Origin of the sequence: Novosphingobium mangrovi (assembly GCF_022818885.1) — a bacterium.
GTDB lineage: Bacteria > Pseudomonadota > Alphaproteobacteria > Sphingomonadales > Sphingomonadaceae > Novosphingobium > Novosphingobium mangrovi.
The window spans coordinates 68,301-84,795 of sequence record NZ_JALHAT010000010.1 but is presented as its reverse complement, the minus strand read 5'-3'; the positions used below and the strand labels follow the sequence as shown (position 1 = coordinate 84,795).

Sequence of the window (16,495 nt, the reverse complement as noted above, 5' to 3'; positions counted from 1 at the left end):
TGGGCGTAGAAAGGGGGAGTGCGCGAGGTGCAGGATGCGGCGGGACGGATCAGTCCGCGCCGATCAGCACGCTCGTCATGGAAAGCGATTTGTGCTGGATGAAGTGGGGCGCGAAAGTGGCGTCTTCCCCTTCATGCCGGGCACCCAGGAAATAGAGCAGCGGCAGGAAGTGGTCCGAGGAGGGCACCGAATAGCGCGCCGCATCGCCCAGTTGCTGGTAGTCGATCACGACCTGCGGATCGTCGTTTTCGACTGCCTGGCACATCGTGTCGTTGAAGAGGGTGGCCCAGGGGTAGGGCTCGGCCATCGGATTGGCCCAGTCCATCGCGGGCAGGTTGTGGACGATGTTGCCGGTGGCCATGATGAGCACGCCCTCGTCGCGCAAGGGGCGCAGCGCACGGCCGATCTCCCAGTGCTGCTGCGGCGTCTTGGCCAGGTCCATCGAGAGCTGGATCACCGGCACGTCGGCTTCGGGGTAAGCATGGACGAGGACGGTCCAGGTGCCGTGGTCGAGTCCCCAGTTGGCGTCCATCTTCACATCCATGGGCGCGAGCAGTTCGCGCACGCGCTGGGCAAGTGCGGGATCGCCGGGCGCGGGGTACTGCACGTCGAAGAGCGCCTGCGGAAAGGCACCGAAGTCATGGATGGTGCGCGGCTGGGCCATGGCCGTGACGGCGGTACCGCGCGTCTGCCAGTGGGCCGAGATGCACAGGATTGCGCGGGGCTTGCCAATGCGCTCGCCCATGGCCTTCCACTGGCGGGTCACGTCGCTCTTTTCCAGCGCGACCATCGGGCTGCCGTGCCCGAAGAAGACGATGGGAAGTCGGCTCATTGCTCTTGGCTCTCCTTGGACCTGGCGGCCCCCTTGTCGTGTCGTCGTGGGTCTGGGGGCGTGCTTGGACGCTATGGCGCAGGCTGCCTCCCGGTCTTGGATCGCGGCGCACAAGAACTTGTCGCGCAGCTTTCGGGCCGGAAGGCAGGTCCTCCTGCGTCCCGCTTATTCGCGGGTATAGTCCTCGGGCACCTTGGGCGGATTGCCGGCCTTGCCCCAGAGCATGATGTGGTTGCCCCAGGGGTCCACGAAGCAGTGGTTGAGGCCGTTGAACTCGGCCCAGTAGTGGTTGCGCCACAGGACCGTCGCGCCCAGCTTCTCGGCGGTGGCGAGGATGCGCTCGGGCGTGTCGTCGTCGTCGATCAGGATCCAGATGCGCGGGCCGCGGCCACCGCTGCTCATCGTGCGCGGCTCGATGCCCTCGGGATCGGGATGGGGGCGCATGTTGGAGACCTTGCCGATGCCCATGTGCAGGTGCCCGATCTCGCTGTCCGAACCGTCCTTGTTGGCGAAGAAACCGCCCGGAACCATGCGGTGGTACGCACCGCCCAGGCGCGGATCGTCCTCCCACCCGAAGACCTCGGCGTAGAACTTGCCCGCCGCATCGGGATCGTCGCTGGGAATGTCGAAGAAGATGAGGCTGTTGGTCATGTGCCGGTATGCTCCCCTTGGCTGGCATGTCTTGGCCTTGTGGGTAGCCAGAGGGGGTGCATGAAGGCTGGAGCGGGCACGCACGAAAGCTTGATCGGCAGCGACCGGAGCCTGTTTGGGTCCGCAAAGAAAACGGCGCCCGGACAGGCCGGACGCCGCAAAGTTGGGAGGGTATCCAGTGAAGGATCAGGTTCAGCCGGACGAACCGGCACGAAGGCGGGTGACGGGTGCGGAAGGGCCGCGGCGGCGGTCCCATTCGGCCCAGTAGCGATCGACCAGCCAGACGTTGAGGAGCCGCTGGGCGCCTTCCTGCCAGGAATAGCGGCCGCGCGGTGCATGGCGTGAGCGCAGCCCCTGCTGGACGAGCTCGTCGACGTGGAAGTCCTGCGCGACGATGCGCTCCACCGCCTCGTCGGTCATCTTGACCTTGAGGTCGTAAAGCGGGTCCTCCATCGCCTCGGGCGCCATCAGCGTGCCGATGGTGAGTGCGTGCGAGTTCGCGGACTTGGGGTCCATGATGAGGTAGATGACGCTGTCGTTCAGCACGACCAGGCTGAGGCTGGGCGGCAGGTTCACGAAGAGCAGGCGGTTCTGCTCCTCCTCGGTCAGCTTGGGGAAGACCGGGAAGATCGACTTCTGCGTCGCGTTGAACCCGGCGTTCTTGTGGAGCGTGCCGTTGAGGCGATAGTAGCCTGCGCTGTCGGCTGGCACTTCGGGGAAGGTCGCAAGGCCGCTCGGGATGAAGTCGTGGAGGGGCCCGGCATGGAGACGGCTGGCGTGGTAGCCGTCGTTGTTGTTCTCCAGCATGACCTTCCAGTTCCAGGGGAACACGGTCGGCTCTTCGGGCCGGGGGCCGCGCAGCGAGGCGAAGTCGTAGTTGGCCACGACATCCTCCAGCCCAGCCAGGCGCGGGGTGAGCGGCTCGGCTTCGGGATCGAGGTTCACGAAGATGAAGCCGTGCCAGATCTCCATGCGGATTTCGGGCAGCGAGGCGGCCTTCTTGTCGAAGTTGCAGGTCCGGCTCATCGCGGGCGCGCCGACCAGCGTGCCGTCGAGGTCATAGGTCCAGTGGTGGTAGGGGCACACGAAGGCGCGGGTGTTGCCATGGCCTTCGGCGACCAGCATGGCGCGGTGCTGGCAGACCGAGGAGAGCGCCTTGATCGTGCCGTCGCGGGTCTTGCACACGATCATCGGTTCGTCGGCGCGGCTGACGGTGAAGAAGTCGCCCGGCTCCTCCAGCCATTCCGCGCGCCCGACGCAGAGCCATTCGTGGGCGAAGACGGCTTCCATCTCGAAGTCGTGGAATTCCTCGCTCGCGTAGCATTCGCGCGGCAGGGTCTCGGCCTCCAGCGTATCCAGCTTCGAGCTGGCGAGGCTGTCGAAGAACTGGTCGGTGAGGAGTGTCATGCGTGCCTGTTCCCGTCGTTGTGGTCTGGTGCGGCCTTCGTCTGGCGCACGAGGGCGCCGGGCCGATACGAGGGAGACTAGAAAGGCAAGGGCGCGCAGGCTTTGCCCAGCGCGCCCTCATTCTTGGCAAATGTGATCCTGGACGCCGGTGCGCGTCGGGGAAGCGCCTTATTCGGCGGGTTCCAGCTTGAGTGCGGGCGCATCCGGGGTGTCTTCGCTTTGGGCTGAGCCCAGTGGGCGCGGGGCCTTGAGGAAGAGCAACGCGATGATCGCCGCTGCGAGCAGGAGCCCGGAAAAGACCACGATGGCAGGCGCGTAGGTGCCAGTAACGTCAGCCACGCGGCCTGCGCCGATGGGGCCGAAGACGGCGAATGTGGAGGCGGTCGTCACCATCGCGGTCATCGTGCCCGCAAGGCGCGCGCCGAAGTAGCGCAGAAGCAGGATATGCCCCGAAAGCCAGGCCATGCCCCAGCCCGCGCCGAACACGATGGCCGCGGCAATGGCGATGGCTACGCCCGGCGCATAGGAGAGGAGCGCCATGGCAAGCGCCTGGAGGACAAGGCCGCCGATCAGGATCAGGCGCGGCGAGACCCGCTCGCAGATGGCGCCGGTCACGCCCTTGGTGCCCGTTCCAGCAAAGGCCAGGAGGCTCATCGCGATGGCGCCCGGCGCAGCGCCATGGCCCAGATTGGCAATGTGCGCGACCAGCAGCGAGTGGGTCGCGGTGACGACCGTCTGCACGACGGTGAGGATCACCGCGAGGATGAGGAAGGTGCGCGTCAGGAGCGCCTGGCGCACGGTGTACCCGCTGTCCGCGATGGTGCCGCTGGCCTCGGTGTCTTCCTGCGTTTCGGTTGTGGTGGCGGCCTCGGTGTCGCGGATGCAGACAAAGCAGATGAGGCCAAGGACGGCGGCGGCGACCGCCATGACCATCCAGTGCAGGCGCCAGTCTCCGGTCGCCCCGGCAATGGCGCTGACGATGAGGGGGCCCGCGATCCCGCCCGAGGAGCCCACCATGAAGTAGAACCCGATCATTCGGCTGGAGGTGCGCGGAAACCAGTTGGCGAGGAGATAGACCGCAGGCGACGGCGCGAGCAGAGTGAAGCCGGCCCCCATCAGCGAGGTCGCGACGAAGAAGAAATTGAGGTCGTTGATGACCGAGGCCATCGCGAAGCCACCCGCCAGCACGAGCGCGCCCAGGACCATCGTCAGACGCGTCCCAATGGTCTTCATCAGGTATGGGGGCAGCGGGCTGGCGAGCCCGCAGGCAAGGCCCAGCAGGGCAAAGCTGAAGCCCGCAGCCGCAGCCGACCAGTCGAGCTGGTCGACCATGATGTAGAGGACATAGCCCAGCGAGGTGAAGGTCGTGGCCGTCACGAAGAAGAACGCCAGCGAGGCGGCAATCATGACCTGTGCGTTGCGGGGCATCGTATCTCCTGCTTACAGCTTCGTCCCGGCTTCGTGGCCGGGATTCGTGTGGCAGCATGTTCCCGAACTGGCGGGACGCACTCTTGATGGTGTGCGCCTCAACACTTGATCCGGCAGCGGTTTCAGCTCTGGTGTCCTTGCGTGCGACAGGGGCATGGCGGCGGGGCAGCGCATGGGGCTGTTCTCACCTCCATGATGCGCTGCAGCGTCTTATGCCGCACTTGCGCACAAAAGGGAACGGGCGCGAGGAGTCTTGCTCCCCGCGCCCGCAGATCGGCCATTGCTGGCAGATGGGATCAGAAGGTGTAGCCGAACGACAGGATGAACTGGCGCGGGGGAATGTAGGTCTCCATCACCTGCGCGCTGCCGTAGGGATCGGAGAAGCGCGAGTTCACCCCGTCCGTGTCGAACAGGTTGATGACGCGGAACATCATCGAGAAGTTCGTGTCCTCGGGCTCGTACTTCACCATGGTGTTGACCTGGGTGTAGGAGGAGGCGAGGTCGACGTCGGCGTCGTTGAACACGCGGTACTGGTACTTGCCGCGGTAGATCGCCTGGGCGCGGGCGGTCAGATTACCCGGGCCGACCTTGTTGGTGTAGGTCGCCGCCAGCGTGCCCTGCCAGCGCGGCAGCTTGGGGATGCGGTTGCCCTTGATGTTGGCGCGTGCGGTGTCGCGCGCCGCCGCGGCCCCGGCCGGATCGAGCCAGAACAGCCAGTCGCCGTAGCCCGCCGCGTTCTGCGCCGCCGCCGCCGCCGCCGGATCGAGCGCGAAGTAGTCCTCGGTGAACTCACCCTCCAGCCAGGAGCCCGAAGCATCGACGCGGAAGTGCTCGGTCGGCGCCCACTGGGCTTCGAGCTCGATGCCGTAGACGCGCGCCTTGGGCGCGTTGGAGATGCCCTCGCCGTAGAGCACGGGATCTTCCTCCAGGAACTGCATGTCCTTGTAGAGATAGAGGAAGCCTGAGGCGTTCAGCTGGAGCGTGTCGTTTGCAAAGCGGTTCTTGGTGCCGATCTCGAAGCTGTCGACGGTCTCCTTGGTGTAGGTGGGCTGGACCGAGTCCATGAGGCCCAGCGCGAGGCCCCCGTTGCCCGCCGAGGCCGCCGAATTGATACCGCCCGGCTTGAAGCCGCGCGTCCAACTGGCGTAGACCATGTTTTCCGGCGTGATCTGGTAGTCGAGCGCGACCTTGCCGGTCCAGGCCTTGGTCTTGCGGCTGCCGGTGTAGGCGGGCTGGAGATAGGCACCTGAGGTCTGGCTGGAAGAGCCGCCCGACACGCTGTCCGACATGCCCTGTGCCTTGTCGTGGTTGTAGCGAACGCCTGCGGTAAGCGCGAGCTTGTCGGTCAGATCGTAGGTGGCTTGCGCGTAGACGGCCCAGAGGTCACGCTCGATCGAGGAAAGCTCCGCATAGGCCAGGTTGTCCACCAGCGGGTCGTCCCAGGGCGTGGTCAAGGGCAGCGCGGGCTGGATGATGTTGTCGTCGGCCGCGCGGTACTCGTTGATGTACTGCTCGTTGTCGGAATGCAGGTAGACACCGCCCGCGACCCAGCTCAGCGGGCCGGAACCGTTGGAGGTGATGTTGAATTCCTGGCTCCAGCTTTCCGTGTCCGACTGCCACAGGGGCACGTGGTCGTAGTTGGAGAAAGTCCAGCTGTCCGGGTTGTAGGTGATCGCCGAGAAGGTGGCGGCATCAAGCCCGTCGGCGTCCCAGGCCTGGATCGAGTGCAGCTTCTGGTAGCCGCTGATCGACTTGAACGTCGCAAACGGCGCCTCGTAGCGGATCGTGCCGGTGTAGAGCTCGGTCTCGACCAGCGAGCGGCCCGGGTAGTCCTGGGTCAGGATGCGCGGATCGTCCTCGGGATCGAGAATGTTCTTCTGCGCCGGGCCGTTGGTGTCGGAGTGGAAGTTGATCGCGTTGAGAGTGATCGAGAAGTTGGCCGTGGGCGCCCACTTTGCGCCAAGGCGCCAGCCGTACTCGTCCTGATCGTCGAGATCATAGCTGTCCGTGCCGGGGACCTCGGTGGCCTTGGCATAGCCATCGTGCTTGGTCATCTGGAAGGCACCGCGCACGGCCAGCGTGTCGGTGAGCGGCACGTTGAGCGCCGCGCTCGCTTCCTTGTAGGCGTAGTTGCCGAAGCCGCCGTTGGCATAGCCGGTGACCGCGTCCATCGTCGGGTCGACCGAGACGACGTTGATCGTGCCGCCGGTCGAGCCCTGGCCGAACAGCGTGCCCTGGGGGCCGCGCAGGACCTCGACCTGGGCGACGTCGATGAAGGCGGCCGAGGCGGCGATCGAGTTGAAGATGTAGACGCCGTCGATGTGGTAGGAGACGCCGGGCTGGGTGTTGGTGTTCTCGGGGGTTTCCGAGCCGATGCCGCGGATCGAGATGATGCGCTCACCACCGCCCGAACGCGCGACGACAAGGCCCGGGACCGAGCCGTTGAGGCCCGTGATGTCGGTGATATTGGCGGCCTTCAGGTCCTCGGCGCTGATTGCCGAGACCGAGAGCGGAGCATCCTGGAGGCTGACCTCGCGACGCTCGGCGGTCACGATAATGTCGTTGAGGCCGGTGGCGGCCGGAGCCGGGGCGGGTGCAGGCGCTGGTGCCGGCGCGGCGTCTTCGGCCTGTGCGGTCCCGGCCGTGAAGGCCATCAGCGAAACACTGCAGGCCAAGGCCCTGGCGAAATGCATCTTCGTCAACATGAAAGCTCCCCAAACCATGAATCTAATGGCAGTCCCGTGGTGGCGGCCGCTGGTTTTGTGGTTTGGCCGCTTGCCGGGGAAGCTGGCGAGAATTGGCCCGCGCGGTCTTGTGCGCGTGCGAATAAGTAGTTGACTGTAGACCCTCGCAGCGATGCCGTTTCGGGCAATCGTCGGGCCGATTTCAGGCGCGTGGGCAAGGATTACTGTTCCGTAAGGGCTGTGGGACGCGGGCCGCGACAGGGCGCGCTGCAGTGCAGGGTGGCTCCTCTACTGCGCGTGCGCGACGGGTCAATGGGGCGGGGCGATGCGCGACAAGACGCGCTATGTCCCGCACCCGTGCCGGCAGGCGTGGGTCAGTCGGTGTCGCCCGGGACCGGTATTTCCACGCGCGCTTCGAGGCCGCTCGGGGCATCGCCGCGCGTGGAAAGGGCAAGTTTCAGGCCATAGGCCCCGGCAATGTCGCGGGCGATGGCAAGGCCGAGCCCTGAGCCCGCCATGGCCGGATTGAAGCGCGAGCCGATTTCGAAGGCCTGCGCGATCTGTTCGGGCGTAAGGCCCGGGCCATCGTCGAGAATTCGCACCACGAGCAGGCTTCCCGTCGCCGTGCCCCGTTGCTCGACGGCGACGAAGACCTTGCGGGTTGCCCACTTGCCCGCGTTGTCGAGAAGGATCGCGAGCAGTTCGGAGAGGTCCACCGGGTCGACCGGAAGGGCAAGGTCGGTCTGTTCGGACATGGCGACCGAGAAGGTGGTGTCGCGGTGGAGGCGCTGCATCGCGCTGACCAGCGGTGGGAGGACCTTGGCGATGCGGCTTACCGTTCCGGGACGCCGCGCGCTGGCCGTCGCGCGGGCGCGGGCGAGCTGGTACTCGATCTGCTGGACCATGATCCGGCTCTGCTCCAGCAGGGTGGCGCCTGCCGCCTGCGTTGCCGGATCCTGGCTGAGGCGCTCGGCCTCGTCGGTCATGACCGCAAGCGGGGTACGCAGCGAATGGGCGAGGTTGCCCGCCTCCAGCCGCGCGCGCTCGACCGCGCCCTGGCTGTGCTCGATAAAGACGTTGAGGTCCGAGACAAGCGGGGCGATCTCGGTCGGGTAGGTCCCTTCCAAGCGTTCGGCCGTGCCCTCGCGCAGCCGCGCGCTGGCCGCGCCCAGCCGGTCGAGCGGACGCAGGCCGAAGGCGACATAGACCACGCCAGTCGTGCCCAGCAGCGCGGCGAGCAGCCCCAGCCAGAGCCGCAACTCGTGGTCAAAACGGGCGATGATGTCGTCGAGGATGCGCTCATCGGTGGCGATCACGTAGTGAACATCGCCCAGCCCCTTGGCCTTGCGCACGAAGCCGTAGGTGATGGTAGGGCCCGTGGGGCCGCTCTCGACGTGGTGGTGGATCGAACTGTCATGCGCGATCGAGGTGTCGAGTTCGCCGTGAGTGAGCGAGGCCGAGCGCAGCGGCGGATAGCCATCGATGCTGACCTGCCAGTAGAAGCCGCCATCGGGCACTGCGAAGCGCGGATCGGACAGAGGACGGTCGAGCCGGATCGTGCCGTCGGGCTCGACGCGCACGAGGCGGCCCAGCTCCCGGACGTGGACCTGAAGCTCGTCATGGTAGTTCTGCTCGACGTGCTTGGCAAAGAGGCGGGTTGCCGAATACCAGATCCCGGCGATGCCAAGCGCGATCCAGGCCAGCGAGGCGAGGAGCAGGCGCACTCTCAGCGAGCGCCAGTTCCAGCGCCCGCGCTTCGGGGTGTGCGCGGTGTTGCAGGCGGCGGAATGGCTCATGCGCCGAACCTGTAGCCAAGCCCGCGCACGGTGTGAATGCGGCTCTTGCCGATCTTGCGGCGCAGGCGCGAGACCAGGACCTCGACCGAGTTGAGGTCGTAGTGGCTGGACAGTTCGTAGAGGTGCTCGCCGATATCGGCCTGCGAGAGGATCTGGCCTGAACGCCGCACGAACAGGCTGAGCAGGCGGAATTCCTGTTTGCTGAGTGCGAGCGGCTCCCCGTCGCATTCGACCACACGGCCGACCGGATCGATGCGGATGCCGCTGTCCTCCAGCCAGGTTTCGCGCGCGCCGTTCTCGCGCCGCAGGAGAGCGTGAAGGCGGGCGAGCAGTTCCTCGAAGCGCACCGGTTTGACCACGAAGTCGTCCGCGCCCGCGTTGAGCCCGGCGACCTTGTCCTGCCAGCTGCCGCGCGCGGTCAGGATCAGGATCGGGCATGTCACCTTGCGGCGTCGCCAGTAGTCGAGAAGCTCCATGCCCGACCCGTCGGGAAGGCCAAGGTCGAGGATGATGACCGCGATCTTGTCCATGTCCGGCCAGTCCTCGCCTTCGCTGCGCGAGCGCGCGACATCCACGGCAAAGCCTGCCGAGCGCAGGCGCCCGGAAAGGCGCTCGCTCAGTTGGTCATCATCTTCCACCAGAAGTGCGCGCATGGCCGCTGTTCTCCCTCGGCTGGGCTAGGGCCTCATCGGCCTGTCCTCGTGAACCTGTCAATACGCTGCGAAACTGACAGGGTCCTGTCAGGTTGAAGGCGCATTTCAGGAGACCATGAACAGGACCACTCTTGCCGGCCTTGCCGCCGCCGCGCTTGCCCTTGCGGGCGGTGTCTATTTCGCCTTGCGCCCGGACGCCCGGGTCGAGGAAAGTAGCGAGGCGGCGCAGGATGGCCCTGCGGGTGCCCTGAGCGCAGAGCAGGTCAAGGCGCTGGGGATCCGGACCGAGGCGGCCGTACGCGCCGAGGGTGTGCCGCTGGGGACCGTCCCGGCGCAGGTGACGCTCCCGCCTCAGGCGAAGGTTGCGGTGACGACGCCGTTCACCGGCACGGTCGCGCAGCTCTTCGTGCTCGAAGGCGAGAATGTCGCGCGCGGGGCTCCGCTCGCGGTGGTGCGCGCGGCCGATGCGGTGCAGTTCAGCGCGGCGTTGCAGCGCGCCCGCGCCGATCTCGCGCTGGAGCGGGCGCGGGCGCAGCGGCTGGAAACACTCGCAAAGGAAGGCGTCGTGGCCGGAGCCCGCGCGGACGAGGCGCGCGCCAGCCTGCGCCAGGCACAGGCGAGTGTATCGGAAAACCAGCGCCTCCTCGCGCTCGCCGGGGCCGGGGCGGATGGCACCGTGACCCTGCGCGCGCCGATTACCGGGCGTGTCGCCCATGTCGGCGTGGAAACGGGCGGCGGTGTCGGCGGCGACGAAGCCCCTTTCGTTATCGAGAATACGGCGGCCTTGACCCTCGATCTCCAGTTGCCCGAGCGGCTAGCGGGCAAGGTGCGTCCAGGCATGGACGTCGAAGTGGCTGCGCGCGGTGGGGACGCCACGCCGGTCGCGGGGCGCATCGTGTCCGTTGGCGCCTCGCTCGATCCGCAGACGCGCTCGATCCTTGCCAAGGCGCGGCTGCACGAAACGGCGGGCCTCGTACCCGGGCGCGGCGTCATGGCGGTGATCCGCGATCCCGGCGGGGCCGGAGAGGGAGTTTCCATCCCCGCCACCGCAATTACCCGGATCGGCGAGGCGGACGTCGTCTTCGTCGCGCAGAAGGGCCGTTTCGCGCGCCGCGATGTGCAACTGGTCGCCGAGGCCGGTGGGCGTGCCATCGTGGCCGAGGGCCTGAAGGCCGGAGAACAGGTGGCGACGCACGGCGTGGCCGAACTCAAGTCCCTTCTGGCGGAGCAGTAAGGCCATGTTGCGCACCCTCGTCGAACGGGCGCTGGCCTGGCGTCTCGCCATGCTTGCGCTCGCGATTGCGCTGGCCGGGCTCGGCACCTGGTCGTTCCTGCGCCTGCCCATCGATGCCTTTCCGGACATCTCCAGTACGCAGGTCAAGATCATCCTGAAAGCGCCGGGCATGACGCCCGAGGAGGTCGAAAGCCGCGTCATCACCCCCATCGAGATGGAGATGCTGGGCATCCCCAGCCAGGCCACGCTGCGCTCGGTTGCCAAGTACGCCATCGCCGACATCACCATCGACTTCGACGACAGCGCCGACATCTACTGGGCGCGCACGCAGGTGGCCGAGCGGCTGAACGGGATCATGGGCGACCTGCCCGAGAACGTGTCGGGCGGCATGGCACCGATCTCGACACCGCTCTCGGACATGTACATGTTCACGCTGGAGGGGCCACAGAGCCTTGCCGAGAAGCGCCGCACGCTCGACTGGGTGATCCGCCCGGCGCTGCGCACGGTGCCCGGCGTTGCCGACGTCAACGCGCTGGGCGGCCGGGTCGAGACCTTCGAGGTCGCTCCTGACATGAGCGCGCTGGCCGCAGCGGGGCTCACCATTTCGGACCTTGCCGAGGCGGTCGAGGCCTCCAACCGCAACGATGGTGCGGGCCGTCTCGATACAGGTGAGGAGGCGCTCATCGTGCGTTCCACCGCGCGGGTGGAAACGCTGGAGGATCTGGCCGCCGTGGTCGTGCGCAGTGACGAGCAGCGCGTGGTGCGCGTGAGCGATGTCGCCGATGTGCGCACCGGCAGCCTGACCCGCTACGGCGCGGTCAGCAAGAACGGCACGGGCGAGGCGGTGGAAGGCCTTGTCATCGGACTTCGCGGGGCGGACGCAGCGCAGGTCGTCGATGGCGTGAAGGCACGCCTTGAGGAGCTCCAGCCGAGCCTTCCCGAGGGGATGAAGGTGGCGGTCTTCTACGACCGTTCGGACCTCATCGAACGGGCCGTGGGCACGGTGGAAAAGGCGCTGCTGGAGGCGACCATCCTGGTCGTTGTCCTGCTCCTCCTGTTCCTGGGCGATGTGCGCGCCTCGCTGATCGTGGCGCTGGCGCTGCCCATGGCGGTGCTCCTCACCTTCATCTTCATGCGCGCGATCGGCCTCACCGCCAACCTCATGAGCCTTGGCGGTATCGCGATCGCGGTGGGTATGCTCGTCGATGGCGCGGTCGTCGTGGTCGAGAACGTGGTCGAGCGGCTTTCCGACCCGAAACATGCCAAGAACGGCAAGCTTCCCAACGTGCTCGTCGCGTCTGCCGAAGTGGCCAAGCCGGTCGCCTCGGGTATGGCGATCATCGCGCTGGTCTTCCTGCCGCTCCTCACGCTGCAGGGGCTGGAGGGCAAGCTCTTCGCGCCCGTCGCCATGACCATCGTGCTCGCGCTGCTGTCCGCGCTGGTGCTCTCGCTGACGCTGGTGCCGGTGCTCGCCTATTTCGTCCTCAAGGTGAAGGCCGAAGAGCACGGGCACGCGCACGAACCCTGGCTGATGCGCCAGCTCAGCCCGCGCTATCATGGCCTGCTGGCAGGGGCCTTCGCGCGGCGGCGGCTGGTCTACGCGGTGGCGGGGCTCTCGCTGGTGGTCACCGTCTTTGCCTATAGCCTGACCGGCAAGACCTTCCTGCCGACGATGGACGAGGGTTCGGTCATCGTGCAGCTGACCAAGCTGCCCTCGATCTCGCTCGAACACAGTGTCGAGGGCGACATGAAGGCGCAGCGGGTGATCCTCGACAAGGTGCCCGAAGTGCGCGCGGCGATTGCCCGGGTGGGCTCGGACGAACTGGGCCTTGACCCGATGAGCCCCAACGAGACCGACACCTTCCTGGAACTTGCCCCGCGCGAGGAATGGCGCGTGGCCGACAAGGAGTGGCTCATCGGCGAGATCCGCACGGCGCTTGCCGCGCTGCCCGGCATCGAGCCCAGCTTCACCCAGCCCATCGACATGCGCATTTCCGAGATGCTCACCGGTTCGCGCGGGGACCTTGCGATCAAGGTCTTCGGGCCGGACCTGGCCGAGCTCTCGCGCATCGCGGGCGCCATCCAGGGCCGCCTCGAAGTCATTCGCGGAACCAGCGAGGCGATGACCGTCGCGAACGACAGCGTCGATTATCTCCAGCTTGCGGTTGACCGCGTCGAGGCGGGCCGCGTCGGCATGCCGGTCAGCGACCTGCAGGACGCCATGCGCGCCCAGATCGAGGGCGTGCACGCGGGCGTGGTCGCGCAAGGCATCCGGCGTGTCCCCATTGTCATTCGCGGCGAAGGCGAGGGGCTGACCGCGCAGACCTTTGCCGATACGCTCTACCGTTCGCCCAGTGGCCAGCTCGTGCGTGCGAGCGACGTCGCGCACGTTGCACGGGTTGAGGGGCCCGTGAAGCTGGAGCACGAGAACGGTTCGCGCTTCGCGCTTGTCCAGGCCTTTGTCTCGGGCCGCGACCTTGTCGGCTATGTCGAGGAGGCCAAGGCCGATATCGCGCAGAACGTAGCGCTGCCGCAGGGCTACCGCATCGTCTGGGGCGGCCAGTTCGAGAACCAGCAGCGCGCCTCGGCCCGGCTGATGGTGGTGCTGCCGATCTCTCTGGTGATGATCTTCGTGGTCCTCTACGCGACGCTCCACTCGCTGCGCGCCTCGCTGCTGATTCTGGCGATGATCCCCTTCGCGGTGGTGGGCGGCATGGTCTCGCTCGCGCTCTCGGGCGAGTACCTCTCGGTGCCTGCCTCGGTCGGCTTCATCGCGCTGCTCGGTATCGCGGTGCTGAACGGGCTCGTCATGGTCAGCTACTTCCGGCAACTGCGCGAGGAGGGCGTGCCCCTTGCCGAGGCCGTCCGGCGCGGCGCGGAGCGGCGGCTGCGCCCCGTTCTGATGACCGCAACGATCGCGGCTTTCGGCCTTGTTCCGCTGCTCTTTGCCAGTGGTCCGGGCTCGGAAATTCAGAAGCCGCTCGCCATCGTTGTCATCGGGGGGCTCGTCTCCTCCACGCTGCTGACGCTGATCCTCCTGCCCATGCTTTACGAACGCTTCGGGGAGAGCCGTGCCGAGACCCGCGCCGAAGAGGAGGAGAACGCCCATGCGTAAGCGTCTTCCCATCACCGCTGCGCTGGTCCTGACCCTGGCCGCCCCATGGGCCCATGCCCAGGAGGCCGGACTGCCCGACCTCGCCCAGGTCCAGGCCGCGCTCGATGCGCATCCGTCGGTCCAGGCCGCGCAGGCGCGCACCGGAGCCGCGCAGGCCCAGGCCCGCGCGCTTGCGCGCGGCAGCCACGAGGTGACCTTCCAGGGTAGTTACATGAACCGCTCGGTCACCCGCGAGGGAACCTACGACGAGTTCGACGCTCAGCTCATGCGGCCTTTCCGTCTGCCCGGCAAGGCACGGCTCGACAAGGAGATCGGCAGCTACGGCGTCGTCGCAGCCCAGAACCGGGCCGAGGATGCGCGCCATCAGGCCGCGACACTCCTCAACGACAGCTGGTGGGACTGGCTGGGCGCGGTCGAGGACGTGCGCATTAACCGGCAGGCCGTGGCGAACTATGAGACGCTGCTCAAAGCCGTGTCCCGGCGGGTGGAGCTGCGCGATGCGGCCCAACTCGAAGCCGATCAGGCCGAAGCGAGCCTGGGCGCGGCGCGGCTCGCGCTTCAGCAGTCGGAAGGGCGCGCGGCGCTTGCCCGCACGCGCCTGAGGGCCCAGTTTCCCACCCTCGCCCTGGATGGGGAGGCGCCTTCGGTTCCCGTGCCGGTACTGCCCGAAGCGGGTATCGCCGCGCTCGGCCAGAAAGTGATCGAGCACAGCCACGAGATCGCGGCGGCCGAGGCGGCGGCGGGCGGTGCGGACGCTTCGGCAGCGCGCGCGCGGGCCGAGCGCACGGCCGATCCGTCGCTCGGCTTTCGCGTCTTTTCCGAGCGCAGCGGCGAGGAGCAGGGCGCCGGCGTCCTTTTCCAGATGCCTCTGGGGGGAGGGCACCGCCGGGCGCTCGCCGATGAGGCGGAGGCTGAGGCCAGCGCCGCACGCGCCGAGGCCATGGCAACCCGCTTTGCCGTGACCGAGATGGCCGAGGCGGACATGTCCGAGGCGCGCTTCCGGCACGCGGCCTGGGAGCGTGCGCGCGAGGGCTTGAAGGCGCAGATGGCGGCGCTCCTGAAGCTGCGCATCGGCCACAAGGCGGGCGAGATAGACCTCTCGGACGAGCTTCTGGGTGAGCGGCAGGTCCACGACGCCCTGCGCCAGGAAGTTCTGGCACGGGCCGAAGCGATGCGCGCGCTGACCCGGCTGCGGCTCGATGCTCACGCGATATGGATCGGCGATCCGGCGGAACGCGACTAGAGGCGGGCGCGGCGCGTTCAGCGAAGGAGCGGGATTGCGCCCAAGACCAGCGTGACCAGCAGTACGGCCAGACTGGCAAGGAGGGCGAGCCCGGCGCGGCGCCCGGCGCGAGGACCTGCGTTGACGAAAACGAGGACGGTCTTGAAGGCCATGTTGCTCGCCACGGTCCCGGCAAGCGCGAGAGAGGCAATGGCCGAGGCGACCGCGCCTTGTGGCAGCGTGGAATAGGCCACCATCGCCGCATCGACGTCGAAGCTTCCGGCGAGGAACAGCGAGAGCCCTCCGCCCGCCTCGCCGAACTGGTCCTGCGCCCAGCGCACCAGAAGCGCGGCGCCCGCAACAGCCAGAAGAAAGCCGAAGGCGGGGAGCAGTTCGAAGGGCTTGCCCCCTTGCGTGGGACTGCTCGCGCCGGAACTCGTCTCGCGGCGCCAGACAAGACCCGATACGAGGAATGCGACCAGCAGCGCAGGGCCGAGCAGTACGGCGAGGCGCACCAGGATGTCGGGCGCGAGGACAGCGGCGAGGATCAGCACGCGCAGGTACATCACCGCCGAGGCCAGCGCGATGCCGGTTGCGAGCGGGCCCTCGCTCCCCTTGCGCAGCTGGCTGGCGAAGGCGGCGGTGACCGCGGTCGAGGAATAGGCTCCGCCGATGAGTGCGGTCGTGAGCGTCCCGGCCGAGGCACCGATGGCGCGCCGCGCGATGTAACCCGCAATCGAGAAGCCGGTGATGAGAATTACGACGAGCCACAGCTGGAACGGGTTCCAGGCCGCGTAAGGGCCCATGCTGCGGTCGGGGAGGAACGGTAGGACGGCCACCGCGATGACCGCAAAGCGCACCAGCGCGCGCAGTTCCTCCGGGCTCAGCGCGCGCAGCAGGGCATGGGCCTGCTGCCGGGCCGAAAGGAGAAGCGTGGCGATGGCGGTCAGGGCCAGCGCAAGGGCGGGGTATCCCGCTCCTGCAAGAAGCCCGAGGCCGATCGTCATCAGGGCCGCGACGGGCGTGGTCGCATCGAAAGTGGCGGCGGCCCGGCGCGAGACGAAGAAGGCGCCAATGAGAAGGGCGAGGAGGGCGCTGAGCAGCACGGCGCCCAGGATCGCGGAAACGGTGAGCGAGAGCGCTGCAATGAGCCCCCCGCAGGTGCCGATGAGCGCGAAGGTGCGCACCCCTGCGACCCGGCTGCCATCAGCGGCCTCGCGCTGGCGCCAGCCGCGCTCGATGCCCACCAGCAACCCTGCGGCGAGCGCCGCCAGGAGGTGGCTGGCAAGATCCAGCTGGCTGTTCCAGTCCACGGTCTCGATTGGCACGCGCATTTTCCCTGGTGACTGTCTGGAACGATCCGCCTCCCCTAGGCCGGATCGGACCTGGGTGAAAGCGTCCTGTATACTTTCCGAAATAGTCCTGTAGTCCCACGACTTGTGCAATAGTTTAACCCCAAGTCGGAGGTGAGCC

11 protein-coding genes are annotated in these 16,495 nt (G+C 67.5%); 3 read left to right on the top strand and 8 right to left on the bottom strand.

What is annotated here, in order from left to right; all coding sequences use genetic code 11:
* Positions 1-49 precede the first annotated feature (49 nt).
* The 7 genes from ygiD to MTR65_RS08135 form a co-directional block, all read right to left on the bottom strand.
* Positions 50-832: a 4,5-DOPA-extradiol-dioxygenase gene (gene ygiD / locus MTR65_RS08165; protein ID WP_243798990.1), complete on the bottom strand. Its 783-nt coding sequence runs from the start codon at positions 830-832 to the stop codon at positions 50-52.
* Positions 833-997: 165 nt separating this feature from the next.
* Complete coding sequence (locus MTR65_RS08160) at positions 998-1,483, bottom strand: VOC family protein (protein WP_243798988.1); 486 nt, start codon at positions 1,481-1,483, stop codon at positions 998-1,000.
* Between the two features lie 192 nt (positions 1,484-1,675).
* Positions 1,676-2,890: an aromatic ring-hydroxylating oxygenase subunit alpha gene (locus MTR65_RS08155; RefSeq protein ID WP_243798986.1), complete on the bottom strand. Its 1,215-nt coding sequence runs from the start codon at positions 2,888-2,890 to the stop codon at positions 1,676-1,678.
* 168 nt (positions 2,891-3,058) lie between these two features.
* On the bottom strand, positions 3,059-4,318 hold the full coding sequence (locus tag MTR65_RS08150; protein WP_243798984.1) for an MFS transporter: 1,260 nt from the start codon (positions 4,316-4,318) through the stop codon (positions 3,059-3,061).
* A 296-nt stretch (positions 4,319-4,614) separates the two neighbouring features.
* Positions 4,615-7,023 (bottom strand): TonB-dependent receptor, encoded by a 2,409-nt coding sequence (locus MTR65_RS08145; RefSeq protein WP_243798981.1) that lies wholly within the window; start codon positions 7,021-7,023, stop codon positions 4,615-4,617.
* Positions 7,024-7,376: 353 nt separating this feature from the next.
* Positions 7,377-8,798, bottom strand: coding sequence for a sensor histidine kinase (locus MTR65_RS08140; protein ID WP_243798979.1), 1,422 nt, complete (start codon positions 8,796-8,798; stop codon positions 7,377-7,379).
* On the bottom strand, positions 8,795-9,451 hold the full coding sequence (locus MTR65_RS08135; RefSeq protein WP_243798977.1) for a response regulator: 657 nt from the start codon (positions 9,449-9,451) through the stop codon (positions 8,795-8,797). The genes MTR65_RS08140 and MTR65_RS08135 overlap by 4 nt, the downstream gene beginning before the upstream one ends.
* 115 nt (positions 9,452-9,566) lie before the next feature.
* On the opposite strand from MTR65_RS08135, the gene MTR65_RS08130 reads away from it, so the two are divergent.
* From MTR65_RS08130 to MTR65_RS08120, 3 genes are read left to right on the top strand one after another with little or no spacing between them, the layout of a single operon-like run.
* On the top strand, positions 9,567-10,685 hold the full coding sequence (locus MTR65_RS08130; RefSeq protein WP_243798974.1) for an efflux RND transporter periplasmic adaptor subunit: 1,119 nt from the start codon (positions 9,567-9,569) through the stop codon (positions 10,683-10,685).
* Positions 10,686-10,689: 4 nt separating this feature from the next.
* Positions 10,690-13,800 carry an efflux RND transporter permease subunit gene (locus MTR65_RS08125; RefSeq protein WP_243798971.1) on the top strand — a complete coding sequence of 1,037 codons (3,111 nt, stop codon included), beginning with the start codon at positions 10,690-10,692 and terminating at the stop codon, positions 13,798-13,800.
* Positions 13,793-15,043: a TolC family protein gene (locus MTR65_RS08120; protein ID WP_243798969.1), complete on the top strand. Its 1,251-nt coding sequence runs from the start codon at positions 13,793-13,795 to the stop codon at positions 15,041-15,043. Before MTR65_RS08125 ends, MTR65_RS08120 begins: the two co-directional genes overlap by 8 nt.
* A 17-nt stretch (positions 15,044-15,060) precedes the next feature.
* Here the strand turns inward: MTR65_RS08120 and MTR65_RS08115 are convergent, their stop codons facing one another.
* Positions 15,061-16,350, bottom strand: coding sequence for an MgtC/SapB family protein (locus tag MTR65_RS08115; protein ID WP_243798966.1), 1,290 nt, complete (start codon positions 16,348-16,350; stop codon positions 15,061-15,063).
* Between the last annotated feature and the right edge of the window lie 145 nt (positions 16,351-16,495).